The organism is uncultured Anaerotruncus sp. (assembly GCF_902490045.1).
In the GTDB taxonomy this organism is placed as follows: domain Bacteria; phylum Bacillota; class Clostridia; order Oscillospirales; family Ruminococcaceae; genus Anaerotruncus.
Genome location: NZ_CABUCJ010000016.1, coordinates 1 through 26636, shown reverse-complemented (window position 1 = coordinate 26636; position 26636 = coordinate 1). Strand labels below are relative to the sequence as shown.

23 protein-coding genes and 1 pseudogene are annotated in these 26636 nt (G+C 65.2%); 8 read left to right on the top strand and 16 right to left on the bottom strand.

Annotated elements, in window-relative coordinates; all coding sequences use genetic code 11:
• Positions 1-12: 12 nt before the first annotated feature.
• Positions 13-774, top strand: a complete 762-nt coding sequence (locus RDM88_RS03260; RefSeq protein ID WP_308753181.1) for an amino acid ABC transporter permease — start codon at positions 13-15, stop codon at positions 772-774.
• A complete protein-coding gene (locus RDM88_RS03255; protein WP_308753179.1) occupies positions 774-1508 on the top strand; it encodes an amino acid ABC transporter ATP-binding protein in 735 nt (244 codons plus the stop codon). The genes RDM88_RS03260 and RDM88_RS03255 overlap by 1 nt, the downstream gene beginning before the upstream one ends.
• Positions 1509-1562: 54 nt before the next feature.
• On the opposite strand, the gene RDM88_RS03250 is transcribed toward RDM88_RS03255, so the two are convergent.
• Positions 1563-3044, bottom strand: coding sequence for a DUF1846 domain-containing protein (locus RDM88_RS03250; RefSeq protein ID WP_308753177.1), 1482 nt, complete (start codon positions 3042-3044; stop codon positions 1563-1565).
• Between the two features lie 183 nt (positions 3045-3227).
• Here RDM88_RS03250 and RDM88_RS03245 point away from each other — a divergent pair, with 183 nt between their 5' ends.
• The 5 genes from RDM88_RS03245 (at position 3228) to RDM88_RS03225 (ending at position 8787) form a co-directional block, all read left to right on the top strand.
• A complete protein-coding gene (locus RDM88_RS03245; RefSeq protein WP_308753176.1) occupies positions 3228-4322 on the top strand; it encodes a 2-oxoacid:acceptor oxidoreductase family protein in 1095 nt (364 codons plus the stop codon).
• Positions 4322-6541, top strand: coding sequence for a thiamine pyrophosphate-dependent enzyme (locus RDM88_RS03240; protein ID WP_308753174.1), 2220 nt, complete (start codon positions 4322-4324; stop codon positions 6539-6541). The genes RDM88_RS03245 and RDM88_RS03240 overlap by 1 nt, the downstream gene beginning before the upstream one ends.
• A gap of 244 nt (positions 6542-6785) precedes the next feature.
• Positions 6786-7640: a pyridoxamine kinase gene (locus RDM88_RS03235; protein ID WP_308753172.1), complete on the top strand. Its 855-nt coding sequence runs from the start codon at positions 6786-6788 to the stop codon at positions 7638-7640.
• Positions 7637-8185: a TIGR04002 family protein gene (locus tag RDM88_RS03230; protein ID WP_308753170.1), complete on the top strand. Its 549-nt coding sequence runs from the start codon at positions 7637-7639 to the stop codon at positions 8183-8185. Before RDM88_RS03235 ends, RDM88_RS03230 begins: the two co-directional genes overlap by 4 nt.
• Positions 8182-8787 (top strand): TIGR04100 family radical SAM protein, encoded by a 606-nt coding sequence (locus tag RDM88_RS03225; RefSeq protein WP_374045405.1) that lies wholly within the window; start codon positions 8182-8184, stop codon positions 8785-8787. The genes RDM88_RS03230 and RDM88_RS03225 overlap by 4 nt, the downstream gene beginning before the upstream one ends.
• A 43-nt stretch (positions 8788-8830) precedes the next feature.
• Here the strand turns inward: RDM88_RS03225 and RDM88_RS03220 are convergent, their stop codons facing one another.
• Complete coding sequence (locus RDM88_RS03220; protein ID WP_308753168.1) at positions 8831-8983, bottom strand: hypothetical protein; 153 nt, start codon at positions 8981-8983, stop codon at positions 8831-8833.
• 106 nt (positions 8984-9089) lie between these two features.
• Complete coding sequence (locus tag RDM88_RS03215) at positions 9090-9635, bottom strand: NADH peroxidase (protein WP_101550966.1); 546 nt, start codon at positions 9633-9635, stop codon at positions 9090-9092.
• Positions 9636-9880: 245 nt separating this feature from the next.
• On the opposite strand from RDM88_RS03215, the gene RDM88_RS03210 reads away from it, so the two are divergent.
• Complete coding sequence (locus RDM88_RS03210) at positions 9881-10117, top strand: hypothetical protein (RefSeq protein WP_308753166.1); 237 nt, start codon at positions 9881-9883, stop codon at positions 10115-10117.
• A 116-nt stretch (positions 10118-10233) separates the two neighbouring features.
• Here RDM88_RS03210 and RDM88_RS03205 read toward each other — a convergent pair whose 3' ends face one another.
• The 13 genes and pseudogenes from RDM88_RS03205 to ligA form a co-directional block, all read right to left on the bottom strand.
• Positions 10234-11106, bottom strand: a complete 873-nt coding sequence (locus tag RDM88_RS03205; RefSeq protein ID WP_308753164.1) for a YitT family protein — start codon at positions 11104-11106, stop codon at positions 10234-10236.
• A 10-nt stretch (positions 11107-11116) separates the two neighbouring features.
• Positions 11117-11518 (bottom strand): ribonuclease III domain-containing protein, encoded by a 402-nt coding sequence (locus RDM88_RS03200; RefSeq protein WP_308753162.1) that lies wholly within the window; start codon positions 11516-11518, stop codon positions 11117-11119.
• Positions 11519-11530: 12 nt separating this feature from the next.
• Positions 11531-12802: a GTPase ObgE gene (obgE, locus tag RDM88_RS03195; RefSeq protein ID WP_308753160.1), complete on the bottom strand. Its 1272-nt coding sequence runs from the start codon at positions 12800-12802 to the stop codon at positions 11531-11533.
• Between the two features lie 101 nt (positions 12803-12903).
• Positions 12904-13161: a 50S ribosomal protein L27 gene (gene rpmA / locus RDM88_RS03190; RefSeq protein ID WP_101550974.1), complete on the bottom strand. Its 258-nt coding sequence runs from the start codon at positions 13159-13161 to the stop codon at positions 12904-12906.
• Positions 13162-13190: 29 nt separating this feature from the next.
• On the bottom strand, positions 13191-13502 hold the full coding sequence (gene rplU, locus RDM88_RS03185) for a 50S ribosomal protein L21 (protein WP_101550976.1): 312 nt from the start codon (positions 13500-13502) through the stop codon (positions 13191-13193).
• Between the two features lie 139 nt (positions 13503-13641).
• Complete coding sequence (gene folD / locus RDM88_RS03180; RefSeq protein ID WP_308753158.1) at positions 13642-14484, bottom strand: bifunctional methylenetetrahydrofolate dehydrogenase/methenyltetrahydrofolate cyclohydrolase FolD; 843 nt, start codon at positions 14482-14484, stop codon at positions 13642-13644.
• Positions 14465-15601 carry a prolipoprotein diacylglyceryl transferase gene (lgt, locus tag RDM88_RS03175; RefSeq protein WP_308753156.1) on the bottom strand — a complete coding sequence of 379 codons (1137 nt, stop codon included), beginning with the start codon at positions 15599-15601 and terminating at the stop codon, positions 14465-14467. Before lgt ends, folD begins: the two co-directional genes overlap by 20 nt.
• Positions 15602-15619: 18 nt before the next feature.
• A complete protein-coding gene (yfmH, locus tag RDM88_RS03170) occupies positions 15620-16906 on the bottom strand; it encodes an EF-P 5-aminopentanol modification-associated protein YfmH (protein ID WP_308753154.1) in 1287 nt (428 codons plus the stop codon).
• A 1-nt stretch (position 16907) separates the two neighbouring features.
• Entirely contained in the window at positions 16908-18188 is a 1281-nt protein-coding gene (gene yfmF / locus RDM88_RS03165; RefSeq protein WP_308753152.1) for an EF-P 5-aminopentanol modification-associated protein YfmF, read from the bottom strand.
• An 88-nt stretch (positions 18189-18276) separates the two neighbouring features.
• A complete protein-coding gene (locus RDM88_RS03160) occupies positions 18277-20508 on the bottom strand; it encodes a GH36-type glycosyl hydrolase domain-containing protein (protein WP_308753150.1) in 2232 nt (743 codons plus the stop codon).
• 544 nt (positions 20509-21052) lie between these two features.
• Positions 21053-22525 (bottom strand): annotated as a pseudogene (locus tag RDM88_RS03155) (glucoamylase family protein); the annotation flags it as partial.
• A 268-nt stretch (positions 22526-22793) separates the two neighbouring features.
• Positions 22794-25559, bottom strand: coding sequence for a hypothetical protein (locus RDM88_RS03150; protein ID WP_308753148.1), 2766 nt, complete (start codon positions 25557-25559; stop codon positions 22794-22796).
• Positions 25560-25667: 108 nt separating this feature from the next.
• Positions 25668-26636 (bottom strand): NAD-dependent DNA ligase LigA (ligA, locus tag RDM88_RS03145; RefSeq protein WP_308753146.1); only part of this gene is annotated, 969 nt, incomplete at its 5' end.

Sequence of the window (26636 nt, the reverse complement as noted above, 5' to 3'; positions counted from 1 at the left end):
GATTGTGTGACCATGTTTGCATCTGCAATTGATATCGCCGTCAAATACTGGCCGATGTTCTGGGCCGGCATCAAGACGACCCTGCTCCTGTCCATCACCGGCACCGTCATCGGCCTGCTGATCGGCCTGGTCGTCGGCAGTGTGCGGTCGGTCTGCTCCAAAAGCGAGGCGCGGGATTCCGGCGTCGCCAAGGAGGTCAAAAAGATCGTCTATTTCATCACCTGCGTCTATGTGGAGTTCTTCCGCGGCACCCCCATGATGGTGCAGGCGGTCTTCCTCTACTACGGCCTCAAGCCGGTCTTCAACTGGGATACCACCGTCGCCGGCATCTGCATCATCTCGATCAACACCGGCGCCTACATGGCGGAGATCCTGCGCTCGGGGCTCCAGTCGGTCGACGTCGGCCAGACCGAGGCCGCGCGCAGCATCGGCATGACCCCCGCGCAGACGATGTTCCACGTCGTCCTGCCGCAGGGCGTCAAAAACGCCTTCCCCGCCATCGGCAACGAGTTCGTCGTCAACATCAAGGACTCCTCGGTGCTCAACGCCATCTCGGTGACCGAGCTGTTCTTCCAGTCCAATAAGATCGCGGGCAGCATCTTCAAGTTCACCGACACCTTCCTTGTCACCGCGCTGGTCTACCTGGTGCTTACCTTCACGACCACCCGCATCCTGCGCGCGATCGAAATCCGCATGCACCGCCCGCCCTCCAGCTACCCGACCTCGCAGACGGTGCCCGAGGCGCGCATCAAGCCGGAAGGAGGGGCGCAGTGATGGAACACATCGTGGAGATTAAAAACCTCAAAAAGCACTTCGGGGAGCTGCGCGTCCTCGACGACATCAACTTCAACATTGACAAGGGGGACGTGATCACCGTCATCGGCTCGTCCGGCAGCGGCAAGTCCACCCTGCTCCGATGCATCAACCTGCTCGAAATCCCCGACGACGGCGAAATCCTCCTCCACGGCAAGGACATCCTCAAGGGGGAGCTCGACGTCAACAAGCACCGCGCCAAGGTCGGCATGGTCTTCCAGTCCTTCAACCTCTTCAACAACATGAGCGTGCTGAAGAACTGCATGATCGGCCAGATGACCGTGCTCAAGCGCAGCAAGGAGGAGAGCCAGAAGAAGGCGGAGCAGCTGCTCGCCACGGTGGGCATGTCCAGCTTCATCGGCGCCTCCCCCGCCCAGCTCTCGGGCGGCCAGCGCCAGCGCGTCGCGATCGCGCGGGCGCTCTGCATGGACCCGGAGGTCCTCCTCTTCGACGAGCCCACCTCCGCGCTCGACCCCGAAATGGTCGGCGGCGTGCTCGCGGTCATGAAGGACCTGGCCAAATCGGGCCTCACGATGATCGTCGTCACCCATGAGATGGGCTTCGCCCGCGAGGTCTCCTCCCGCGTCGTCTTCATGGACAGCGGCATCATCCTCGAGGAGGGCCCGCCCGAGCAGATCTTCACCGCGCCCAAAAACGAGCGCACGCGGGAGTTTCTCTCGCGCTACCTCGCCTAGGACGAATCCCGCGTCAAAAAGGCCGCCGGCAATGCCGGCGGCCTTTTTTTACGGTTATTTGTGGTAGAGCTTTTTGGTCTGGTACTGCGGCTCGCAGGTGAGGTTGAGACCCAGCTTTCGGAAGGTGTCGCCGTCCACGTGGGAGAGGATGACCGTCGAGTGCGCCTCGCAGCCGCGCAGCTTCTGGAGCTGGCGCATCGCGAGCTCCGCCGTCGGGTTGGTCGCCGCGCAGATGGAAAGCGCGACGAGGATCTCGTCGGTGTGGAGCCGGGGGTTGTGGTTGCCGAGGTGCTTGGTCTTGAGGTTCTGGATCGGCTCGATGATGATCGGCGAGATCAGGTGGATGTCGTGCTGGATGCCGCCGAGCGCCTTGAGGGCGTTGAGCAGCACCGCCGCAGACGCCCCGAGCAGGGCCGAGGTCTTGCCCGTGACGATGCGGCCGTCCGCGAGCTGGATGGAGGCGGCGGGCATCCCCGTCTCCTCCGCCTTTTTCAGCGCCGGGGCGATCACCGGACGGTCGGAGGTCGATACGCCCGCCTGGTTCATGAGCAGCTCCACCTTGTAGACCATGTCCGCGTCGGCGAGGCCCTGCCGCTGCTCGCAGAGCACGCTGTAATAACGGCGGATGATCTCCTGCCGGGCGGCCGCGCAGACCACCTCGTCGTTGGTGATGCAGCTTCCCACCATGTTGACGCCCATGTCCGTCGGCGATTTGTAGGGGGAGACGCCCGCGATCTTCTCAAAGATCGACCGGAGGACGGGGAAAACCTCCACGTCGCGGTTGTAGTTGACCGTGGTGACCCCGTATGCCTCGAGATGGAAGGGGTCGATCATATTGACGTCGTTGAGGTCGGCGGTGGCCGCCTCGTAGGCGAGGTTGACCGGGTGCTTGAGCGGCAGGTTCCAGATCGGGAAGGTCTCGAATTTCGCGTATCCGGCCTTCACGCCGCGCTTGTATTCGTGGTAGAGCTGGGAGAGGCAGGTCGCCATCTTTCCGCTGCCCGGGCCGGGTGCGGTGACGACCACGAGCGAGCGGCTCGTCTCGATGTATTCGTTTTTGCCGTAGCCCTCGTCGCTGACGATGAGGGGCAGATTGGAGGGGTAGCCCGCGATCGGATAGTGGCGGTAGACCTTGACGCCGAGGCTCTCCATCCGCTTCTGGAAGGCGTCGGCCGCGGGCTGGGCGCTGTACTGGGAGATCACCACGCTGCCCACGTAGAGCCCGATGCTGCGGAACGCGTCGATCAGGCGAAGCACGTCGAGGTCGTATGTGATCCCCAAGTCGCCGCGCAGCTTGTTCTTTTCGATGTCCGAGGCGTTGATGACGATGACGATCTCCACCTCGTCCTTGAGCTCGAGCAGCATCTTCACCTTGCTGTCCGGCCGGAAGCCCGGCAGCACGCGGGACGCGTGGTAGTCGTCGAACAGCTTGCCGCCGAACTCGAGGTACAGCTTGCCGCCGAACTGCGCGATCCGTTCGAGGATGTGCTCCGACTGCGTGCGCAGGTATTTTTCGTTGTCAAAACCCAGCTCCATAAATCTCCTACCTCCACAAAACTTACCGCTCTTCATTATACTCAATTCCCGGAGATTTTACAAGAAAGTTCGCCAATTTTTCTGCATTTTCGTCCCGCGGCGGGGATTCCCTCCCCACCGATACATACTTTCGGAAAAGAGGCAAATAATGTAACCATCCCTGCAAATGAATGGAGTGAGCAAATGAACGAAAAGACGGTTCTTCCGGTCAAAAACGACTACGGCTACTACGAGATCCGGCTGGAGAGCATCGGCGGGCTGGGCGCCAACCTCTGCGGAAAGATGCTCGGCGAGCTCGGCGCGGTCTACCTGGGGCTCAACTCCGCGTCCTTTTCGAGCTACGGCTCGGAAAAGCGCGGTTCCCCCGTCAAGGCCTTCATCCGCTGGTGCGAGCAGGATATGGACCTGCGCGTCAACAGCCCCATCGAATCCCCCCACATCCTCGGGCTCTTCCACGAGGCGATGGCCGGCAAGCTGCCGGTGACGGCGGGCGTCACCGAAGAGACGCGCGTGATCGTCAACACCGACGCCTCCCCCGACCAGATGCGCGAGCGGCTCAAGCTGCACGCCGGCGAGCTCACCTGCGTCGACGCGCAGAAGATCGCCATGGACTGCAAGTCGCGCGTCAACATGGTCATGCTCGGCGCGATCGTCAAGGCCTCCGGCTTCATCCCGCTCGACGCGGCGCTCTCCCTCGCGCGGGACACGATCGGCAAAAAGTACCCCGCCCTCTGCGAGCAGAACCTCGAGGGTATCCGCCGCGGCTACGCCGAGGGCGTCTCCCGCCAGTTTTCCGACGACGGCCGCTTCCCCGCCGTCCCCTACACCGAGGCGCGCGACAAATGGGGATACCGGAACGCGCCCGCCGGCGGCGTGAACCCCCGGTTCGGCAGTTCCGTATCCAACGACCTGTCCGCCTCCCGCGAGGGATATATCCCCCTCTTCATCCAGGAGAAGTGCATCAACTGCGGGCTGTGCGACACCACCTGTCCCGACATGGTTTTCCAGTTTCAGCCCGGCGAATACAAGGGCCGCAGGGCGATGGTCAACGCCGGGCTCGACTACCACCACTGCAAGGGCTGCCTGCGGTGCGTCGACGTCTGCCCGACCGAGGCGCTCGTGGCCGGGCTCGAGCGCGAGCATCCGGACAAGAAATGGTTCGTCCGCAACAAGGACCTCATCGTCGACCGGATGGAGTTCGAGGACGCGGGGCCCAACTCGTGGGTGACGAGCGAGAGCTTCCTCAATGAAAAACGTGTGGACGGAGGGGTTGTGTGATGAAAAAACAGCGGGTGCTTTTCGACAGCGGAAACGAACTGGCGGCCTACGCAGCCAAGCAGATCAACTACCACGTGATGGGCTACTACCCCATCACCCCCTCCACCCAGATCGCCGAATTCCTCGACCAGATGAAGGCGGACGGCGAACACGACATCTCGCTGATCGCCGCCGAGGGCGAGCACAGCGCCGCCGGCATCTGCTACGGCGCGTCGACGGGCGGCGGGCGCGTCTTCAACGCCACCTCCGCCAACGGCCTGCTCTACGCGCTCGAGGAGCTGCCCGTCCAGTCGGGCACGCGCTTCCCGATGGTCATGAACGTCGCCTGCCGCACCGTCTCGGGGCCGCTCTCGATCAAGGGGGACCACAGCGACATCATGTACACCCTCAACACCGGCTGGGTCATCCTCTTCGCCAACTCCCCGCAGGCGGTCTACGACTTCAACATCTGCGCGCTCAAGCTCGCTGAACGGGTGAAGCTGCCCGTCATCGTCGCGTTCGACGGCTTCTTCACGAGCCACCAGAAGCGCCGCTGCGAGGTCTTTGAGGAGGACGCCGACGTGCAGGCGTTCATCGGAAAATACGACGCGCCCTACAGCGCCCTCGATCTCGCGCATCCCGTCTCGATCGGCTCCTACATGAACGAGCCAGACATCATCAACAACAAGTTCCAGCTCCACCTCGCGATGGAGCAGGCGCGCGAAGCGATTCCCGAAATCTTCGCGGAATACGAAAAGCTCTCCGGCCGCGCCTACTGCCGCACCGAAAGCTACCTCGCGGACGACGCGGAGGCGCTGCTCTTCCTGCTCGGCTCGAGCTACCACACCGCAAAGGCCGCGGCCGACCGCTTCCGCGCGCAGGGCAAAAAGGTGGGCGTCTTCACGACCAACGTGCTGCGCCCCTTCCCCGGCGAGGAGCTCGCCGCGATCTGCAAAAACGCCAAAACGGTGCTCGTCGGCGACCGGCAGGACAGCTACGGCGCCGGGGGCGGCAACATGAGCCTTGAAATCCGCGCCGCGCTCCAGCGGGCGGGCGTTTCCGCGCGGGTGCTCAGCCGCGTCTACGGACTCGGGGGACTCGACTTCTACGTCGAGGACGCCGAGCGGATGATCGAAAGCTGCTACGACCCGAAGGCCCCCGCCTTCGACTACCTCGGCAGCTACCCGGGTGAGCCGGTGGACGACCGACAGTATTTCGCGCCGATCACCGAGGAGGCCGCCTCCCCCGGCCTGACCACCTGCGTCTTCGAGGAGGGCAAGGCCGTCGTCAGGGGCGGGCGCGTCAACGAGACGACCGCAATGCCCAAGCGCCTCGCCCCCGGCCACGGCGCCTGCCCCGGCTGCGGCATCCCCGTCAACGTGAACCTCCTGCTGCGCGGCATCGAGGGCAACGTCGTGCTCCTCTTCCAGACCGGTTGCGGCATGGTCGTCACGACCGCCTACCCCAAGACCTCCTTCCGCGTGCCCTATGTGCACAACCTCTTCCAGAACGGCGCGGCGACCCTCGCCGGGCTTGTCGAGATGTGCAGCCAGCGGCAGAAGCGGGGCGAGCTGCCCGAGGGGGAGATCACCTTCATCATGGTGAGCGGCGACGGCGGCATGGACATCGGCATGGGTTCCGCCATCGGCACCGCGCTGCGCAACAACCGCCTCATCCTCTTCGAGTACGACAACGGCGGCTATATGAACACCGGCTACCAGCTCTCCTACTCGACGCCAATGGGCGCGAAGAGCTCGACCTCCCACGTCGGCCCCAACCAGTACGGCAAATCCTTTTTCCACAAGGACACGCCGATGATCATGGCGGCCACCAACATCCCCTATGTCGCGACGGTCGCCGAATGCAATCCGGCCGACTTTCTCAAGAAGGCCGCGAAGGCGAAGGCCTACGCGGATAAACACGGCATGGCCTACCTCAAGGCGCTTTCCGCCTGCCCGCTCAACTGGGGCGACAAGCCGAACACCGAACGCCGGGTCATCCAGGCGGGCGTCGACTGCTGCTACTTCCCCCTCTACGAGATCGAGCGCGGCATCACCAAAATCACCTACGACCCCGAGGCGGGCGGCAAAAAGATCCCCGCCGCCGACTGGCTCAAAATGATGGGGCGCACCAGGCACCTCATGAACGACCGGTACGCCGACGTCGTACAGGCCATCCAGAACGAGATCGACCACCGCTGGCGGCGGCTCAAGGCGCGCAGCGACTGTGAACTGCTCTAGTTTCTACTAATCGCACGAAGGGCGGCGGGTTTTCCGCCGCCCTTTTTGTGCAGTTTTGCCCAGCCGCTTCCCGGGCGCGGCCCAACCGTCCAAATCCCCGTGAAATCTCATAATTCTTTCCCATGTATACATGCCAAAAACAGGCAGTTTTCACAATTCCGGCAGGACGGTGCGGCATAGCCGCACCGTTTCCCTTTTGCGGCGGCTTGCGGTATGATGGGACCAGTGAAAAGGAGGCGGAGACATGGCGGTTCCAAAGGTGGCGGCGATCCACGATCTTTCCGGGCTGGGGAAATGCTCGCTGACGGCGGCGGTCCCCGTCCTGTCCGCGATGGGGGTGCAGGCATGCCCCCTGCCCACGGCGGTGCTCAGCAACCAGACGGGCTTTCCCAGCTACGCCTGCGTCGACCTGTCGCGGCATCTCGACGCCTTTACCCGCGAGTGGGAAAAGCGCGGCGTCCGTTTTGACGGCATCTACACCGGCTTTCTCTGCGGAGCGCGGCAGGTCCGGATGGTCGAGCGGTTCCTCGACCGGTTTTATCTGCCCGGGACGCTGCTCCTCGTCGACCCGGTGCTCGGCGACAACGGAAAGCTCTACCCCGTCTTCGGCAGGGCGATGTGCGATTCCCTCAAATCTCTCATTTCGCGCGCGGATATCATCACCCCCAACCTCACCGAGGCATGCATCCTGGCGGACGGCGACTATTCGTCCGCTTCGCGCGCGGAAAGCCTCGAGCCGGCGTGGGAGCTGGCCGAGCGGCTTTCCGGGATGGGCCCTCGCACGGTGATCGTCACCGGCGTGCACCGGGGGGACCTGATCTGCAACGCGGGCTTTGACGCGCGGACGGGCCGGCGCTTCTCGGTGGGCAACCGCAGCGTCGGCAGCGGGCGCAGCTTCTCCGGCACCGGGGACCTGCTCGCCTCTGTCCTCTGCGGCGGACTCGTGCGCGGCGAAGCGGCAGAGGCCGCGCTGGAAAAAGCGGCCCGCCTGCTCGAGGCCGCGATCTCCGACGCGGAGGCCGACGGCACCGACCCCAACGAGGGCGTCCCCTTTGAAAACCATCTCGACCTGCTGATTGAAAGGACGGATGAACGATGAGCAATCCGAATTCGGCGGCGATCGGCCGCAAATCCTACAAGCTGCTGACCGCCAGCGCGATGTTCGCGGCGATGATCACGCTGACCACCGCCTATCTCTTCCACATTCCCGTCGGCGTCAACGGCGGCTACATCCACTTCGGAGACGCCTTTATCTATCTGGCGGCCGGCCTGCTGCCGATGCCCTACGCCTGCGCGGCGGCGGCGATCGGCGGAGGGCTCGCGGATTTTGTCTCGGGCGTCCCGGTCTGGATGATCCCCACGATGATCATCAAGCCCCTCACGGCGGTCTGGTTTACGGCGAAATCCCCAAAGCTCCTCTGCGGGCGCAACCTGCTCGCCCTGCTGCTCGCGGGGATCGTCTCCAATGCCGGCTACTACATCGCTGAGGCCCTCTTCTCGGGCAATTGGCTCGCGCCGCTCGCCACCCTGTGGGGAGGTGTCGTCCAGTCGGGCGGCAGCGCAATCGTCTTCCTGCTCGCGGCGCTGGCGCTCGACAGGTTAAATGTCAAAGAACAGCTAGGGCTCTGCGGGAGGAACGAATGATGGAAGATATCCTCTATGTATACGGTGAAAACCTCTACGTCAACCTGACCAACAAATGCCCCTGCCGCTGCACTTTCTGCATCCGCTCCCAGAAGGAGGGGCTCGGCACGGCCGAAAGCCTCTGGCTCGACCACGATCCCACAGCGGAAGAAGTCGTCGCTGCCTTTGGGGATTACGACCTCTCCGCTTACCGGGAGGTCATCTTCTGCGGGTACGGCGAGCCAATGTGCGCGCTCGACGTCCTGCTCGACGTCTGCCGGTACCTGCGCAGCGTTGGTGGCGTAAAAATCCGGATCAACACGAACGGCCTGGGCGACCTCATCCACGGGAAACCCACCGCGCACCTGCTCGAAGGGCTCGTGGACACGGTGTCCGTCAGCCTCAATACCTCCGACGCGGAAAAATACAACGCCGTCTGCCGCCCCTCCTTCGGGCCCGCGGCCTATGACGCGATGCTGCAGTTCGCCGTGGACTGTAAACGGTACGTCCCCTCCGTCAAATTCTCCATCGTCGACGTCATCCCTCCCGACGAGATCGAAATCTGCAAGCAGACGGCCGCGCGGCTGGGCATCCCGCTGCGCATCCGGCACTTTACCGACTAGAACGGCGAAAGAGGCGGCCTCCGGAATTGGAGGCCGCCTCTTTTTATCGTCTGGTGTTCGGGCCGAGCGCTTCCTTCCTGACGTTGTGGCGCTGGTTCTGGTTGGCCGCGTGGTGGCTGCTCTCCGGCCGGATCCCTTCGTTCTGCGCTTCCACCCGCTCTGCGGGGCCGTCGGGCAGCTTTGCCTTTTTTGCCAATGGAGATTCCTCCCTCTCAGGTCTTCTTTCCATTAGGATTCCTCCACCGGCTGCGGATATACGAATAAAAGCGGCGGGAAACCCGCCGCTTTTATGGAAAGCATGCTTATTTGAAATAGCGGTTGAGCAGGCCCTGGAAGCCGCAGCCGTGGCGGGCTTCATCCTTGCACATCTCATGGACGGTGTCGTGGATCGCGTCGAGGCCGAGCTCCTTGGCGCGGGTGGCGAGCTTCTTCTTGCCCTCGCAGGCGCCGTTTTCAGCGGCCACGCGCAGCTCGAGGTTCTTCTTGGTGTCCGCGAAGACGACCTCGCCGAGCAGCTCGGCAAATTTCGCGGCATGCTCCGCCTCTTCATAGGCGGCCTTCTCATAGTAGAGGCCGATCTCGGGATAGCCCTCACGGTGCGCCTGACGCGCCATCGCCAGATACATGCCGACCTCGGAGCACTCGCCGGTGAAGTTCATGCGCAGGCCCTCAACGATCTCCGGATCCACGCCGGCCGCGACGCCGACACGGTGCTCGTCCGCCCAGGTCAGCGAATCCGCCTTCTGCTCCTCGAACTTGGAAGCGGGCGCCTTGCACTGCGGGCAGAACTCCGGCGGGGTGTCTCCCTCATGAACATATCCGCAAATGGTGCAAACAAACTTTTTCATCGTCATATCCTCCTGTTGATTTTCATTTCAAACGCGGTTTTCATAACCTGTTTTAACTATACCACAACAGTATAGTTAAGTCAAGCCCTTTTGGAAAATTCCAGAGAAAATGATAGCAAATTTTTCTGAATTTATCTTTGTTCCTTTGTAAACTTTTTTCCATCCCGTCGGGGACTTTTTACCACTGACGATCATTGCATGGAATAAACCGTCCGGATTTTCGAATAATAAGAGTACCGCCAAATTTGAAAAGAGGTGAAATGAAGATGTCCAACAACCGCAATGAGCAGAACAGCCTGAACAACGAGCAGAACCGTTCCAATCGTTTCAGCAACGAGCAGAACAACAGCTCCAACAACTCCAGCCGTTCCAACAGCTTCAGCAACGAACAGAACAGCAATTCCAACAATTCCAACAGCTCCAACAGGAACAACCAGAAATCCACCCAGGCGAGGAAGAACCGTAACGAGCTGTCCAACTAAGACCGTTTCGTCTGATAGAGCGCCGAAAGCCCCCGGATGTCCCGCCGCGCGCGGCAGATCCGGGGGCTTTCCCGCGCCCTGAAGAGGGCCGGCCGCGCAGGCGGCCGGCCCTCTTTTTATCCGGTGATCGGCTTGAAGCCCAGCCCGATCACCTCGGTGGAATCGGTCACGATGACAAAGGCCGCGGGGTCAACCTCATGGATGATCTTTTTGAGCGGGTGGTACTGCTGGCGGCGCACCGCCACGAGCAGGACCTGCGCGTCGTTCCGGGTGAACGCCCCGGTCGACTTGAGCAGGGTGCAGCCGCGCTCCAGCTCCGCCATCACCCGCTTGGCGATCGTCTGGGAGTCCCGCGACATGACATAGATGAGCTTCCCGGTATCCATGCCGTAGAGGATGCCGTCGATCACCTTGGATGCGGTGAAGACCGCGACCATCCCGTAGAGGGCCGTTTCGATCCGTCCGAAGACCGCCGCCGAGATGAGGATGACCACCACGTCGATCGACATCAGAATCCTGCCGAGCGGGATATAGGGATACCGGAGCTGGAGCACCCGGGAGACGATGTCGCTGCCGCCCGTCGTGGAGCCGCGCAGGAAGACGACCGCCATCCCCGCGCCCATGAGCACGCCGCCGAAGAGCGCGGCGAGCAGCGGGTCTCCCGTGTAGGCGGGCAGCGGCGCGGCTGCGTAGTCGATCATGACGGACAGGACGACCACCGTCTTGAGGGTGCGCAGGGCGAACCGCCTGCCGAGGAACCGCAGCCCGACCAGCAGCAGCGGGATGTTGATGAAAAAGGACCAGATCCCGATCGGGACCCGCGTCAGGTAGTTGAGCACCACCGCCAGGCCGCTCACGCCGCCCGGCGCGATCTGGTTGGGGGCGATGAACATCTGCATCCCCACGGCGAAGGCAAAGCTGCCCACGCCGTCGAAGGCGAGCTCCACCAGCAGTTCCCACAGCGTTTTGCGCAGTCCCGCTCTCTCCAACGCGATCCCCCTACCCTTCCGCCGCGGCGCAGGCCAGATCGAACAGCTCCCCGATGCGCTCCATCTCGCCCTTGAGATAGAGGTAGCCGAAGAGCGCCTCCACGCCGGTGGCGCGCCGATAATCGGCGAGCGCCGCGTGTCTGGGGGAGCTGGTGGCGTTGGCGTTGCGCCCGCGCTTGTAAACGGCGAGCTCCTCCTCGGTGAGCGCGCCGGAAATGCGTTCGAACGCGTCCGACTGGGCGGCCGCGTTGACGAGCTTCACCGCTTCGCGGTGCATGCCGTTGACGGGGCGGTTGCCCTCCGCCACGACCCGCTGGCGCACGCACAGTTCATAGACCGCGTCCCCCAGAAAGGCGAGGGTCAACGGGCTTAAGAGCTTCGGGTTCTGTTCCTGCGGTTTCAAATCGAGCATAAAAGCCGTCCTTTACCTGATGTATTCAAACTCAAAATTGAGGATGCTGACCGTGTCGCCCTCCTGGATGCCCATCTCCTCGAGCCTGTCGATGATGCCGCTCTGGCGCAGCACCCGCTGGAAATACTGGAGGCTCTCGTAGTCGTCCATGTCCACCATGCCGAGCGCGGGCATCAGCCAATCCGCCTCGACGATGTATACGCCGTCCTCCACATGGATGTCAAAGACGTTGCGGGCGAGGCGCTCCCGCTCCTCGAGCGGCACATGGTCGACCTCGTACTCCCTGATGGGCGGCAGGGTGTCGAGCTTCTGTGAAATCGCATAGACAAGCGGTTCGATTCCCTCCCCGATCGGGGCGCAGATTTCATAAAAGGGATACCCCTTTTCCTCGATGCAGCGGCGGAAGGCCGCGAGCTGTTCGGGAGAGGCCATGTCGGTCTTGTTGGCGGCGACGATCTGCGGACGGGAAGCGAGCTCGGGATTGAACTTCTCGAGTTCGGCGTTGATCGACTCAAAATCGGCGGCGGGATCGCGGCCCTCCGAGCCGGACACGTCGACGACGTGCACGATCAGGCGGCAGCGGTCGACATGACGCAGGAACTCGTGCCCGAGCCCGACCCCCTCGCTGGCCCCTTCGATGAGGCCGGGGATGTCCGCCATGACGAACGACTTGCCCTCCGCCACCTTGACGACGCCGAGCACCGGCGTGAGGGTGGTAAAGTGGTAGTTGGCGATCTCCGGCTTCGCGGCCGACACCATCGAGAGCAGGGTCGACTTGCCCACGTTCGGGAAGCCCACCAGCCCCACGTCGGCCAGCAGCTTGAGCTCCAGCTCGACCTCGTATTCCTCGCCGGGCAGCCCCGGCTTGGAAAAGCGGGGACACTGGCGGGTGGGGGTGGCGAAGTGGCTGTTGCCCCAGCCGCCCTTGCCGCCGCGCGCGACCACCGCGGGCTCCTCGCCCGACAGGTCGGCCATGACGCGCCCCGAGGCCGCGTCCCGCACGACGGTCCCGCGCGGCACGCGGATGACGAGATCGGGCGCGTTTCTGCCGCTGCGGCGCCCGCCGCCGCCCGGCGCGCCGTTTTCCGCGATGAAGCGGCGCTTATACTTGAAGTCCACCAACGTGGACAGGTTGGTATCGGCCTGGAACACGACGTTTCCGCCGCGTCCGCCGTCCCCGCCGTCGGGGCCGCCCGCCGCGACGTATTTTTCCCGGTGGAACGCCACGGCGCCGTTGCCGCCGTCCCCCGCCCTGATGCGGATTTTTACCTTGTCTACAAACATGCTTTTACTCCTGTCTTCGGTCCGGGTGTTATGGATTTAGGATGCCCCGATAAAGAACAAAAATCCCGAGTGTTTCCACTCGGGACTTGCTGCAAAAATGATTACTGGACGGGGACGATCGAAACCTTCTTGCGGTCGCGACCGAGGCGCTCGAATTTCACTTTCCCGTCGCTCAGGGCGAAGAGGGTGTCGTCGGAGCCCCTGCCGACGTTGGTGCCCGGATGGATATGAGTGCCCCTCTGGCGGACGAGGATGTTGCCGGCAAGCACGAACTGGCCGTCAGCACGCTTCACGCCAAGGCGTTTGGATTCGGAATCGCGTCCGTTCTTGGTAGAACCTACACCTTTTTTATGTGCCATTTAAAACACCTCTGCTTTCCTTTCTACGATTAAGCCTTGATCGACTGGATTTCGACCTTCGTATACGGCTGGCGGTGGCCCAGCTTGCGGGCGGAGCCCTTCTTCGGACGGTAGGTGAAGACGGTGATCTTCTTGGCCTTGCCGTTCCTGAGCACCTTGCCGGTCACGGTCGCGCCCGCCACGGTGGGGGCTCCGACGACCACGCCGTCGTCCTTGCCGACTGCGAGGACCTGGTCGAAATTCACGGTTGCGTCAACCTCGGCGTCGAGCTTCTCGATAAAAACAACATCGCCTTCAGAAACGCGATACTGCTTTCCGCCTGTGCAAATGACTGCGTACATTCTGTTTCCTCATTTCAATAGACTCGCTGCGGTCAGGCGGCGTATGGGCGCACTTATAGCCTGAAACATGCGGCAAGTGATATTTTAGCACATCAAAGCCCCCATGTCAAGGGACGGGAGGTATTTTCAGGCGTTTCTCTCACTTTTTGGCGGCGGTGACGGTGTTTTTCATCAGCATCGTGATCGTCATGGGGCCGACGCCGCCGGGCACCGGCGTGATCGCGCCCGCGACCTCGCCGACCCCTGCAAAGTCGACGTCGCCGCACAGCTTGCCGTTCTCGTCGCGGTTCATGCCCACGTCGATGACGACCGCGCCGGGCTTCACCATGTCGGCGGTGACGAACTTCGCCTTGCCGACCGCGACGACGAGGATGTCGGCGCGCCGGGTGACGGAGGGCAGGTCGGCGGTGCGGCTGTGGCAGATCGTGACGGTGCCGTGCTGGTGGAGCAGCAGCATGGCCATCGGCTTGCCGACGATGTTGCTGCGCCCGACGACGACGCACTCCTTGCCCTTCACCTCGATGCCGGTCGACTTGATCAGCTCCATGATGCCCGCGGGGGTGCAGGGCAGGAATTTATAATCGCCGATCATGATCCTGCCGACGTTGACGGCGGAAAACGCATCCACGTCCTTGTCGGGCGAGATCGCCTCGATGACCGCCTTTTCGTCAAGGTGAGCGGGCAGCGGGAGCTGCACGAGGATGCCGTCGATATCCGGCTTCCTGTTGAGCCGGTCCACGAGCGCGAGCAGCTCCTCCTGCGTCGTCTCCGCGGGCAGCGCGTATTCCTCCGAGTGGAGCCCCAACTCCTCGCACGCCTTCTTCTTATTGCGCACATATACCTTGGACGCGGGGTCGTCCCCCACGATCACCACGGCGAGTCCCGGCGTGATGCCGTCCTCCGCCAGCGCGGCGATCTCCTCCTTGAGCTGCTCGCGCAGCGCGGCGCTTACTGCCTTTCCGTCAATCAGCTTTGCCTGCATCTTTTTCGTCCTCCCCATCGGTCGTCTCGGGTTCCTCACTTTTTCCGGGCGCGTCCCCCGCCGGCTCTCCGGCGGGCTCCTCCCCTTCGGATACGGCTTCGTCCGTCTCCGGGGGCTCCGGAAAAGCGGGCTGCTCCCCCGCTCCCAAAGCCTCCGGCGGTTCGGGCGCCTCCGCCTGCTGATAGAAGGTCCCGGCCAGCACGGCCTGTCCCTCCCCGGTGTCCACATAGAGCTTCAGATAATCGGGATCCCCCGCGTGCGCGCGGATGCGCCCGCGCACCCAGAACTCGAGCGCAAGCGCGGCGATCACAAGGACGACCGCCAGCGCCTGCGACACCCGCACGCTTCCCCACATGAGGCTGTCGGTGCGGAGTCCCTCGATGACGGCGCGGCCCGCGCCGTACCACGCGGCGTAGACGAGGGTCAGCTCGCCGTCGAACCGGCGGCGCCTGGTGTACCACGCGATGAACAGGAACCCGAGCAGGCACCAGACCGACTCATAGAAGAAGGTCGGGTGCACCGGGAGCGACGGGTCGACGACGACCCCCTGCGCGGCAAGCGCCGCCTGATGGCTCGCGAGGTACTGCCGGACCGCCGGGCCCGCCATCCCCCAAGGGGCGGTGGTGTTGGAGCCGAACGCCTCGATGTTGACGAAGTTTCCCCACCGGCCGATCGACTGCGCGAGGATAAGCCCGCCGACCGCGAGGTCGGCCATGGGCAGGAACTTCACCTTCCGCCAGCGGCAGATGAGATACCCCGCCAGAAAACCGCCGATCACGCCCCCGTAGATGGCGATGCCGCCCTTCCAGAGGTAGAAGATGCTGATCGGGTCGTCCGCGTAGATCTCCCAGCTGAAGATCACATAGTAGAGCCGCGCGCCGACGATGCCGCCAATCACGCCGCCGATGATGACGTCGAGCACCCGGTCGGCGTCGAGGCCGAAGGTACGGGTGCGCTTCAGGATATAGAAGATCGCGAGCAGGAACCCCGCCGCGATGATGACGCCGTACCAGCGGACCGGCCAGTCGATGCCGGGAATCGTAAATGCGGTCTGGTTGATTTCGAACTCCCCGATGCCCAGGCCCGGGAAGGACACCGCGTGCCTGTAAAAGTCCATGCCGTCAGCCTCCCCCGTTTATTCGTCGAGCGGACGCACGATCGAAAGCGCCGACCTGGTTTCGTCAAAGGCGGTCTCCAGCCGTTCGGCGAGCTGTTCGACGGTCGCGTCCGCCACGATGTCGAGCAGCGAATAGATGTCGTCGATACCCGCGAAATAGGTCGCGGCCATCAGGCCCGCTACCGCTTCCACACGGCTGTACATGCCGATATAGCGCCCGTAGGTGGCTCTGCGGCAGAGTTCGAACATCCGCCCGTCGATCCCCTCCCGCCTCATGCGGGCGATCTCCTCTTTGATTTCCCGGGCGACCCGCTCCGGCTCGCGGCTCTCGCCCGAGAAGATCGCGCACATATAGTCGCGCCCGGCCATGATCTCGCTGCCGAAGGTCGCGTTGATGATGCCCGCGTCATACATGCGGCGGTAGAGCGGCGACGCCTCCCCCGCGATGATGTCGGCGAGCAGCTCGTCGAGCACCTGGTTTTTGAGGTTTTCCTCAGGCGTGCCGGCGCGGCCCTTGAAGCCGAATTCAAAGAGCGGCGTGGCGACCGGCAGCTTCTGCTCGACCAGCGGCCTGCAGACGCTTTCCGGCTCGTCGACCGTGCGGCGCTCGATCTCCACCGGCTTCTCATCCGGTTTGAGCACCCGGTCGGCGACCCTCAGCACGGTGTCCACGTCAAAGTTGCCCGCCACGCAGAGCACCATGTTGCTCAGGTTGTAGAAGGTGCGGTAGCAGCGGTAGAGCAGCTCGTGATCGATTTGGGAGATCGACTCGACGGTGCCCGCGATGTCGATGCGCACCGGATGCTTGTGGTAGAGCGCGGCGAGCAGGTTGAACTGCACCCGCCAGTCGCCGTCGTCGTCATACATGCGGATCTCCTGCCCGATGATCCCCTGCTCCTTCTGTACCGACTCCTTTGTAAAGTAGGGACGGCGCACAAAGTCGAGCAGGATTTCGAGCGACTGCTCGAAGTTTCCGGTGCAGGCGAAGAGATAGGCGGTCTTGTCGAAGGAGGTGTAGGCGTTGGCGGAGGCGCCTGTTTTGGCGTACCGCTCGAACGCGTCCCCCTCCTCGTTTTCAAACATCTTGTGCTCGAGGAAATGCGCGATCCCCTCCGGCACGTCGACGAACTCCGCGTCGTCTTGCGTCTTGAAGCCGGTGTCCACCGAGCCCACGTTGGCCGTGAAGGTCGCGTAGGCGGTCGAGTAGCCCTTCATCGGGCAGAGCAGCATGTTGAGGCCGGAGCTGTGCTTAACGCGCACCATCTCTTCCCCGAGGCGCGCGGATTTGATAACCTGCTTTTCCATCTTACTCCGCCTCCTTTCCGGTGAGGAAATAGACCGTGTCGAGCGTGACCTGGCCGGCAGCCGCGATCACGTCCTCACGGGTGACCTCGTCGAGCAGGGCGCTCTCCTCCTCGGCCGAATACTGGGTGCCGCCCACGATCTGGGTGAGGTACCACTCCTCGGTCGAGCTGAGCGAATCGCCGACCGCCTCCAGGGAAGTCTGCATGAGCAGGCGGGTGGCGGTGAGCTCCTCGTCGGTGAATTCGCCGTTTCGCACGCAGTCGAGCTGGCGGAGGATTTCGTCATAGGCCTTCTGCCTGTTCCGCTTTTCCACGCCGCTGTCGACGAACATCAGCCCGGTCAGGCGGTCGAACCGCGCGGCGCAGTAGTAGCAGAGGCTGAGCTTTTCGCGCACGTAGGTGAAGAGCCGCGAGGTCGGCGTGCCGCCGAAGAGCGCGACCATCATGCGCATGCCGCCGAAGGCGCGGCGGTCCTTGAGCTCGCCGGTGCGAAAGCCCATCACCAGCTTGGACTGCGCGACGTCCATTTCGTCGGTCTGTTCGCGGACCCTGTCGGCGCGCAGGGCCGTCCGGACCTTCTGAGGCGCGGCCGGGCGGCGGCGGATTCCGGAAAACGCCTTGCGGAAGGTCTCCTTCGCCTCGGCCGGGTCGCCGCTGCCCACGAAGAAGACCTCCACCTGCGCCGTCTCGATGACGCGGCGGTAGGCCTCCGCCGCCGAACGGGCGGTGATCGCCTTCGCGTCGGGGATGGAGCCATATTTGTCGACCGCGACCGGCTCGCCCTCGCACATGAGCGACTTGCAGCGGGTCAGCGCGTAGAGGCGCTTGTCGTTGATCTGCCCCTCGATCGTGTCCACGAGCTGCTGCCGCTCGAGCGCCGTGTCCTGCTCGTCGAACGCGCCGTCCGAGACCTTCGGGTCGAGCAGCACGCCGCAGAGGAGCGCCGCGCATTCGCGCGCGAGCGGGGCGCTGTCGAGGGTGAAGCGGTCGTCGATGCCGTAGATCGAAAGCTCCAGCACCTGGTAGCCGCCGAACTTGGACACGTCGCAGGAGAGGGACGCGCCGTAGAGCTCGCACAGCTTCTGGTTGAGCATGGTAAAATCGGGGCAGGAGCGGCAGCCGCGCCGCAGGATAAAGGGCAGGGCCGCGTTCACCGAGGCCGTTTCGCTCTCCAGCCCAACCAGCAGGTTGGCGGAAATGCGGTTGTGTTTAAATTTGGGATCGGTAACGCTGCTGAACCAGACGCCGTCGCCGATGGATTCCCGTTGGAAGCGGTCGTTCATTCGATGATCTCCTTTGGGATATTTCTATATTACGAGAAATTATTATACCATAAAAAGCCTCGCGCGCACCATCTTTTTTCCATCGTTTTTAAATCGTTAACAAAATGGTGTGGCTCGCCCCGTCGCGCGGAATCTTCTCCGCCGGATTCCCGTCCACCGTAAGCGTCCGCTTCCCCGTCCGGGAGCATTCGACCGCATAGGTCGCCTCCCCCTCCCGCACTGTCGCTGAAAAGTGGTTCCAGCTGTCGGGCAGGCGGGGGGAAAGGGTGAGCGTCCCGCCCTGGAAGCCCAGGCCCAGCAGCCCGCCGACCACCGCGCGGTAGTACCACGCCGCCGCGCCGGTGTAGATGCTCCAGCCCCCGTGGCCGTAGCACCCCGCATGGGTGTAAATATCGGCGGAAAGGTAGTAGGGCTCGGTCCTGTAGCTCTGTGCGAGCGCCGCGTCGGTGCAGCGGGAGGAGGGGTTCAGCATGTCGAGCAGCCGCCAGCCCTCCTCCGCGCGGCCTGCCTCCAGCAGCGCAAGCGCGAGCCAGATCGCCGCGTGGGTGTACTGGCCGCCGTTTTCCCGGATGCCGGTCGGGTACGCCTTGATATAGCCTGGGTTGTGCTCCGAACGGTCAAAGGGGGGCGTGAAGAGCTTCACGATTCGTCCCTCCGGGTCGACAAGTCGGTCGAGCGCGGAATCGAGCGCCGATTTCACGCGCGAAGCGTCGGGCATTCCCGCGAAGACCGCGAAGCTCTGGGAGAGAAGGTCGATGCGGCACTCGCCGTCCCTGTGGCTGCCGAGCGGGGCGCCGTCGTCGTAGAAGGCGCGCAGGTACCAGCTCCCGTCCCAGCAGGATTTGTCGAGGTTTTGGCGCAGAAGCGCCGCCGTGCCCTTCATGAGCTCGGCGCGGAAGGCGTCCCCGCGCCCGGCGCAGAGCGGCGCGAGCCGCTCGCACACCACGGCGAGGAACATGCCGAGCCAGACGCTCTGTCCCCGCCCGCCCGCGCCGACGCCCGAAAACCCGTCGTTCCAGTCGCCGCAGCCGATCTTCGGGATGCCCTTGTCCCCGAAATTGCTTGCCCTTTCGATCGCGCGCACGCAGTGCTCGAACACCGTCGCCTTTTCCTCCGACGGCCGCACCGTCTGGTAACGCTCCTGTTCCCCCTCCGCGAGCGGTTCCCCCTCGCAGAAGGCGATCTCGAGGTCGAGCAGCTCCCGGTCGCCCGTCGCCTCGACATAGCCGCAGACGGTATAGGGCAGCCAGAGCAGGTCGTCGGAGAAGCGGGTGCGCACCCCGCGCGTCTCGCCGGGCAGCGCGTGCCACCAGTGGAGCACGTCCCCCTCGGGGAACTGCACGGCGCAGCAGCGGGTGATCTGTTCCTTCGTGATCTCCGGGTCGAGCAGCTGGTAGGCGCCCGCGTCCTGGAGCTGGTCGCGGAAGCCGTAGGCGCCCGAGCACTGGTAGAAGGCGCACCGGCCCCACAGCCGCCCCGCGAGGATCTGGTGGGGCGCGAAGGTGTTGATGAAGCGGTCGAGCGGCTCGCTCGGGGTGGAGATCGAGATCGAGCGGCGGCCGGAGCCGCCGGAGGGCGGCAGCGGCCGCCCCGCGAGCTGCGCCGCGGCCGCCTCTTCGGCGGCCGCCGCGAGGATGAAGCGGATCGATTCGCGCCGGCGGGGCGGCAGGCGCTTGCACACCACCGTGCCCGCGATGGGGTCGTTGTTGGGAAGCAGCTCCCGCGGCGACCAGTCCCCCGCGTAAAAGGCTGCGCGGTCGGTCGTATGGCTCGGGTGCCCGTCAGGAACGCGGATCGCCATCCAGGCGGGCACCTGCGTATTGTAGGGGTTGTGCAGCGTCAGGCAGCCGTCGAGCTGCCCGAACCGGATATATTTCGCCGTCTGCCGGCTGACGCCCAGCACCGGCTCGATCACATAGGCGCAGATGGCCTCCACCTCCCCGTCGCTCTCGTTTTCCAGCGTCACATCGAGAAATTTTGCGCTCCCCGCATCGGATACCGTCACGCGCACCTCCGTCGAAAGGTTCCCCGCCCGTCCCTTCCAGCGGGCCTCCTGCGGGGAAAAGAAGGCGCGCGCGCCGTCAATCAGGTCGTAAATATCCTCCCCCAGCTTCAGCAGCAGGCGTTCGCCGTCGTTGCCGGCGGCGATGTCGTTGCGCCAGGGGCTGAGCTTGCATTCGCGGGCGTTCTGCCACCAGGTGTTCCCGAGGCTCGCGTCCTGCATGAGGCACCCGAACGACGGGTTCGCCAGCACGTGGGAGAAGGGCAGCGGCGTCACCCGCTCGACGCAGAAGCCGCCCCCGAGGTAGGCCCCGCCCACCACGTCGAACCGGTCGGGGTCCTGCGGGATTTCCGCCGGCTCGGCGTGCAGGATGGGCGCGGGCCGCCATCCGGCCGGGGCGGGCTCCCGCGCGTCGGACGCGGAGGGCCGTGAGCACCTCGCGGGAGACCTCCCGCGGAATCCGGAACACCCCTTCCGGAAGCGGAATTTCCGGCGCGCCGAGCACGCAGAGGTCGAATTCCAGCCGGTGCAGCCGCAGGATCGTCCAGAGCTCGGCGTAGGCCGACAGCCGCGCTCCGTCAGGTTCGGCGTCCCAGTCGTAGAGGACGATCGGCCGGTCGCCTGAAATCCCCAGCGACCAGAGCGCGTCCTGTCCGCGGGTATTCTCCGCGAGGGCGGCCCGTGCCGCGCCGCCGCAGTCCGCGCCGAAGAGCATCTGCGGCAGCAGCCGCAGCCCGAACCGCGCGGCCATCGAATCGCCCATGAGCGGCGACGTCGCGGGGGCCGGACACTCCTCCCGCGCGGCCGCGAGGTTTCCCGCGCTCTCGGCGAGCGACGGCCCGCAGGAGAGCAGCAGCGTCGCCGCCGCCTCCCCGCGCGCCGGGATGGTGAGGGTCAGGCGGAGAGCGCAGCAGCCGTCGGGGGTGGCGGTCTCCCCGCTGAAGGGCAGTGCGTCGAAGTGCAGCAGGTTCCGGAGCCCCTCCGGATAGGGTGTCACCTCCTCCCGGCGCAGGCAGCAGTCGAACGGAATCCGTTCCGCGAGCCCCGCCGAAAGGAAAAGCCCGTCCGAACCGTCCCGGTGGCGGCGGAAGAAGCTGACCGAATCGGTGGCCGCGTCCCGCCCGCCGAGCAGGAAGAGCTTGGAGAAGGCGGGATGCGCGGCATATTCGCTGTTTTGGGCGAGCACAGGCTCGAAGTAGAAGCAGACCTGCGCGACCGCCTTGGACGCGGTGTGGTTGCGGATGGTCAGCGCGCACCGCGCCACCGGCCGGACCACGTCGAGGGTGAACCGCTGGGTGAGCTCGATCCCCCCCTTTCGCGCGTGGTAGGCCGCGCCGTCCACCGTGAATTCGCAGCGGCGCACCACCCCCTCCTGCCAGAAGGGCGCGGCCGTGGCTGAGATCGTCTCGCCGCACGCCTTCACGACGGCGAGAATCCCCTGCGGGTGGAGCAGCGGGTCGTCGGAACGGCGGGTCACGTCGCAGTCCCCGTAACGCAGCCAGCCGTCCCCCGTCTCGGAGAGCGCGTGACAGCAAAGCCCCGACGCGAGCAGGGTGCAGGCGGGCGAAAGCGGGGAAATCTCCTCCCGCACGATGGGCGCGCCTTCGGGCGCGGGTTTTTGCCGCTGGTCGTTTTCCGGTTTCATCTGGTCGTACACCACCGCATCCTTTGAAATCTTTTCCTGTAAAAACTCCCTGGCGGAGCCCATCGCGTGGTCGCGCATGAACCGCTTCTGCATGACGTTGTCGAGCAGCGCGTTCGCGCAGGCGACGATGCTCATGCCGACGTGGTGCGCCATATAGGAGCGCACCACCGCCGCGCCGCCCGCCGGAGCGCGGCCGGGCGTAAAGTCGGCCGCCTCATAGAAGCCGTACCGCCCCGCCATGCCGAGCGCCTCGAGGCGGTCGAGGTTTTTCATCCCGCCGTCGAGGTCGAAGGGCAGCGTCAGGAAGGTCGCGTAGGACGCGACGACGTACTCCCGGTCGAGCCCCCGCTTCACTCCCAGTGCCTGCACGCCGTGCGCCTTATACTGGTAGTTCAGGTGGGGGTCAAAGGCAAAGTACCCGCTCTCGCTGATCCCCCACGGCACCCCCGCGCGGCGGGCGCGCCGCTTCTGGCAGTAGAGCGCGTAGTGGAGCGCCTCGCCGAGCAGCGACCCGTCGTAGGCGGGCAGCAGCAGGTGGGGCATGAAATATTCAAACATCGTGCCCGTCCAGGAGACCGGCCCCGCGTAGGGACCGCAGCGGGACATCGCGCGCCCGAGCGCGCTCCAGTGCCTCCGCCCCGCCTGTCGGGTCGCGACCGCGTAATAGCTGGCGGTGCGCGCCTCGCTCATGAGGAAGTCGTAGTGGGAGCCGGAGGGATTGCCGTCCCGGTCGAGGCCGATCGTCAGGAGCTTTCGGCGGCGGTTGTAGAAGACGGAAAAATCCGTCCGTTCCAGCAGCGCCTCCACGCGCCCGGCGAGCTCCCCCATCCGCGGCTCCTGCCCGGCGTACTCCCGCAGCCCCTCCTTAAGCGCGACGAGCGCGCAGAGGAAGTTTCCGCTATCCACCGCCGAGACGAACGGCTCGGGCAGCACCCGCAGGTCGTCGGTCGCGTACCAGTTATAGAGGTTGCCGCGGTAGTGCTCCAGCTTTTCGACCGTCGAGAGCGTCCGGTCGATGCGGGTATAGAGCCCCTTGGTGTCGATCAGGTGCAGGTCGCGCGCCGCGAGCACCGAGAGAAGCATCATGCCGATGTTGGTCGGCGAGGTGCGCCGCGCCACCGCCTCCACCGGGGAATACTGGACGTTGTCGGGCGGCAGGTAGTGGTTCTCCTCCCCCGCGTAATCCTCGTAGAAGCGGAACATCTGCGCGCAGAGGGAGAGCAGCCGCTCCCGCTGGGCGCGGCCGGGCAGCGTTTTGACCTCCGGCGTCGGGCGGGCGGTCGCCGCCGCGACGGGCGCGTAGAGCAAAAAGAGCGCGCCGTACAGCTTGACGACGAGGCTCTGCGGCGGCGCGAAGATAAGCAGGCAGAGACCGATGAGCTCGGAAATCCAGCTCCTCCGCAGCACGGCGAGCAGTCCCGTGTCGCGCGTCTCCCCCTGCGCGGCGGTCGTCCACTGGAGCAGGTTCCTGTGGGAGAACGCCATTCGCCAGAGGGCGCGGCAGGCCGCGTCGAGAGTGACGACCGCCTGCTGGGCGGTCATGACCGTGCCGAGCAGCGCCTGCCCCAGCAGCTCGAAGACGCGCGGCAGCGTGCGCGCGAAATAGCGGCGGGTCAGCGCGAACCGGCCGCCGTTCAGGATGGCGCGCGCCGCGCCCAAAAGCGGCGCGAGCGCGCCCGAAAGGAAGGCCAGCGCGCAGAGCAGCAGCGCGGTCCCCTGCGGCAGGAAGGCCGCCGCGGCCACGCAGGAAAGCGCCGCCACCGGCGTCAGCGAGCGGCGGAGGTTGTCGAGGAGCTGGTATTTTGCGAGCGGGCCGACCGGGTTGGGGCGGCGGGAGCCGTTCAGCACGACCGTCCGGCGCAGGAAGGGCAGGTTCTGCCAGTCGCCGCGGATCCAGCGGTGCAGGCGGGTGAACCAGGAGAGCGCTGGCGGGCATCCCGTCGGTGAGCTCCACGTCGGAGAGAAGCCCCACCCGCAGGTAGGCGCCCTCCACAATGTCGTGGCTGAGCACGCGGTTTTCGGGAAACCGCCGCCCGACGACCGTATGGAAGGCGTCGATGTCGATGAGTCCCTTGCCGGAAAAGACCGTCTGCCCGAAGAGGTCCTGGTAGAAATCGCTGCACTCCTGCTCATAGGAGGAGACGCCGCCCGCGCCCGCCATGATCCTTGTAAAGTCCGTGGCCTTTGCGGATTCGAGGTCGGTGCCGATCCGGGCGGTCAGGATGCCGTAGCCGGCGGTGACGGCGTTGTGCCTGCCGATCACCGGGCGGTTGAGTGGGTGCTCCGCCGCCGCGATCAGCTGGCGCGCGCCGTCGAAGGAGAGGTTGGTGTCCGCGTCGAGCGCGATGAGGTACTTGAGGCCCCCGAGCGTCTCGCGGTCCCCCGCGAAGCAGGCTACGGGCGTCTCCCCGCCCTTCACGAAGCGGATGAATTCGATGATCGCGCCCCGCTTGCGTTCCCAGCCGCAGTAGGCGTTCTGCGTCGGGCAGTAGACCCGCCGCCGCACAAAGAGGAAAAACCGGCCGCCGTACCGGCGGTTCAGCTCTTCGATCACCCGTTTGGCGGCGTCAGTCCGGGGGCCGTCCTGCGGGCTGAAGGGCCGCCGGTCCTCTCCGAAATCCGCGAGCACGCAGAAAAAGAGATTTTCGGCGGGGTTGGAAAAGTAGAGCTGCTCCAGCCGGTCCCGCAGCCCGTCCGCCTTGTCGGCGGCGGGCAGCAGGGTCGTCACGGCGACCGCCGTCTTGGGCAGCCCGGTCAGTTCGACGCGCGGGATGTGCCCCGCCGGAACGCCGCGCATCGCCAGCGAGGAGGCCAGCACCCGTACGATCTCGACGAGCGGCAGGTACCCGAGCAGCGCGGCCGCGGGCCCGAACCCCGTCCAGAGCAGGGCGCAGAGGACGAGCGGCAGCGTCCACGAAAGGACGAGAGCCACGCGCCCGCGCCGCCGGGCGCGGACGGCGCGCGGGTCGTGGCCGAGCAGATAGTAGCCGACGTGGCGTTCCCGCTCCCCCTTCGCGTCGCCGGCGCAGATGAGGATGTCGCGCGCGACGGCGCTCTCCGCCGCGCCGGTAAACTTCGCGATGCGCGCGGCGGCCTGCCGGTAGTGCCGCCGGGACTGCTCCGCCATGCGCGGATAGACTCCGGCGGGATCCTTTTCAAAGATGCGTTCGACCGCGCTCACCGAGCGGGTGAGCGCGTCGAAATCGAGCTCGTAGACCGCCGTCAGCCCGGTGACCGCATAGGAGAGGAGGCGTTCCCTCCCTGCGGGGTCCCGCTCCCCCGCGCAGGCTTCCGCCGCCGCGTGCAGCAGGACGCATTTGAGCGCGGTATAGGTGAATTCCAGCTGCCGCTCCCCGAGCTCGGAAAGCTCGTTCGCGGCCGCGAGCGCGGCGCGGACCTCCTCCATGCCGGGCGGGATTTCCCCGTCGGCAAAGACCGCCTCGAGCTGGCGATAGAGCCCGAGCAGCGGCGCGCTATTCCGCCTGAAGCCCTCCAGGTCGAGCAGCGACTGCTTGGCGTGCGCCTCGAGCGCGTAAAAATTGTCCGAGAGCCACTGCTCCCAGCCCTCCGGCGATCTCTTTTCCCGAAGCGCGGAAAACCGCGCGCGCAGCGCGCAAAGCTCCTGCCGGAGCCGCCGCCCGATGCGGCGCGTCCCGCCGCGCGGGAGGTTCCCCGCGGCCGCGCGCACCCGTTCCTCGATCATCGTCCGTTTCGTTCCGTCCATCTGCAAACCGCCATTTCTTTTCATCGTTCGCAGATATTTTTACCAGAAGGCCCCCAAACATGCAGAAAGGGCCGCCGGGAAAACCCCGGCGGCCCGCAGGTCCGTCCGTTATTCCGCCAGCAGCGCCCTCAGGCCCGCCTCGTCGATCACCGCCACGCCCAGGCTCTGCGCCTTGGCGAGCTTGCCGCCCGCCTCCTCGCCCGCCACGACGTAGTCGGTCTTTTTCGAGACGCTGCCGCTCACCTTGCCGCCCGCCGCCTCGATCATCTCCTTGGCCTCGCCGCGGGTCAGCGACGGCAGCGTGCCGGTCAGCACAAAGGTCTTCCCGGCAAGCGTGTCCGCCGCGGGCGCCGTCTCGCAGAGCATGTTGAGCCCGAGGGCGCGGAACCGCTCGATGAGCGCGCGGTTCTGGCCGAGCGCGAAGAAATCCGCGACGCTCTGCGCCATGATGCCGCCGTAGCCATCGATCCCGGCGATCTCCTCCGCCGTGGCGGCGAGCACCCCATCCATGCTGCCGAAACGCTGCGCCAGAAGCTGTGCCGACCGCTGCCCGATGCCCGGTATCCCCAGCGCGAAGAGCAACCGCGACAGGTCGCGGGATTTGGACCGCTCGAGCGCCTCCAGCAGGTTCTGCGCGCTCTTCTCCCCCATCCGGTCGAGGGCGGCGAGCGGTTCCTTTTCCAGCGTGTAGAGGTCGGCGGCCGATTGCACGAGCCCGCTCTCCAGAAGCTGGTGGACGATCGCCGGGCCGAGGCCGTCGATATCCATCGCGTCGCGGCTGGCAAAGTGCACGAGGTTGCGCGCCACCTGCGCCGGGCAGGCCATGTTGACGCACCGAAGCACCGCCTCCCCCTCTTCCCGCTCGGCGACGCTGCCGCAGGAGGGGCAGATGCTGGAAATCTGATAGACCGGCGCGCCCGGCTGGTGGAAGGCGACCGAGACGACCTCGGGAATGATGTCGCCCGCCTTGCGCACGACGATCGTATCCCCGATGGCGATCCCCTTTTCGTTGATGAAGTCCTGGTTGTGGAGCACCGCGCGGCTCACCGTCGTGCCCGCCAGCGTGATCGGCTCGAA

What these genes read in the sequence shown, in the direction of transcription:
- RDM88_RS03260 (WP_308753181.1), top strand. Translation starts at nt 13, where the DNA reads ATGTTTGCATCTGCAATTGATATCGCCGTCAAATACTGGCCGATGTTC.
- RDM88_RS03255 (WP_308753179.1), top strand. Translation starts at nt 774, where the DNA reads ATGGAACACATCGTGGAGATTAAAAACCTCAAAAAGCACTTCGGGGAG.
- RDM88_RS03250 (WP_308753177.1), bottom strand. Translation starts at nt 3,044, where the DNA reads ATGGAGCTGGGTTTTGACAACGAAAAATACCTGCGCACGCAGTCGGAG.
- RDM88_RS03245 (WP_308753176.1), top strand. Translation starts at nt 3,228, where the DNA reads ATGAACGAAAAGACGGTTCTTCCGGTCAAAAACGACTACGGCTACTAC.
- RDM88_RS03240 (WP_308753174.1), top strand. Translation starts at nt 4,322, where the DNA reads ATGAAAAAACAGCGGGTGCTTTTCGACAGCGGAAACGAACTGGCGGCC.
- RDM88_RS03235 (WP_308753172.1), top strand. Translation starts at nt 6,786, where the DNA reads ATGGCGGTTCCAAAGGTGGCGGCGATCCACGATCTTTCCGGGCTGGGG.
- RDM88_RS03230 (WP_308753170.1), top strand. Translation starts at nt 7,637, where the DNA reads ATGAGCAATCCGAATTCGGCGGCGATCGGCCGCAAATCCTACAAGCTG.
- RDM88_RS03225 (WP_374045405.1), top strand. Translation starts at nt 8,182, where the DNA reads ATGATGGAAGATATCCTCTATGTATACGGTGAAAACCTCTACGTCAAC.
- RDM88_RS03215 (WP_101550966.1), bottom strand. Translation starts at nt 9,635, where the DNA reads ATGAAAAAGTTTGTTTGCACCATTTGCGGATATGTTCATGAGGGAGAC.
- RDM88_RS03200 (WP_308753162.1), bottom strand. Translation starts at nt 11,518, where the DNA reads ATGCTCGATTTGAAACCGCAGGAACAGAACCCGAAGCTCTTAAGCCCG.
- obgE (WP_308753160.1), bottom strand. Translation starts at nt 12,802, where the DNA reads ATGTTTGTAGACAAGGTAAAAATCCGCATCAGGGCGGGGGACGGCGGC.
- rpmA (WP_101550974.1), bottom strand. Translation starts at nt 13,161, where the DNA reads ATGGCACATAAAAAAGGTGTAGGTTCTACCAAGAACGGACGCGATTCC.
- rplU (WP_101550976.1), bottom strand. Translation starts at nt 13,502, where the DNA reads ATGTACGCAGTCATTTGCACAGGCGGAAAGCAGTATCGCGTTTCTGAA.
- folD (WP_308753158.1), bottom strand. Translation starts at nt 14,484, where the DNA reads ATGCAGGCAAAGCTGATTGACGGAAAGGCAGTAAGCGCCGCGCTGCGC.
- lgt (WP_308753156.1), bottom strand. Translation starts at nt 15,601, where the DNA reads ATGGACTTTTACAGGCACGCGGTGTCCTTCCCGGGCCTGGGCATCGGG.
- yfmH (WP_308753154.1), bottom strand. Translation starts at nt 16,906, where the DNA reads ATGGAAAAGCAGGTTATCAAATCCGCGCGCCTCGGGGAAGAGATGGTG.
- yfmF (WP_308753152.1), bottom strand. Translation starts at nt 18,188, where the DNA reads ATGAACGACCGCTTCCAACGGGAATCCATCGGCGACGGCGTCTGGTTC.
- RDM88_RS03150 (WP_308753148.1), bottom strand. Translation starts at nt 25,559, where the DNA reads ATGGACGGAACGAAACGGACGATGATCGAGGAACGGGTGCGCGCGGCC.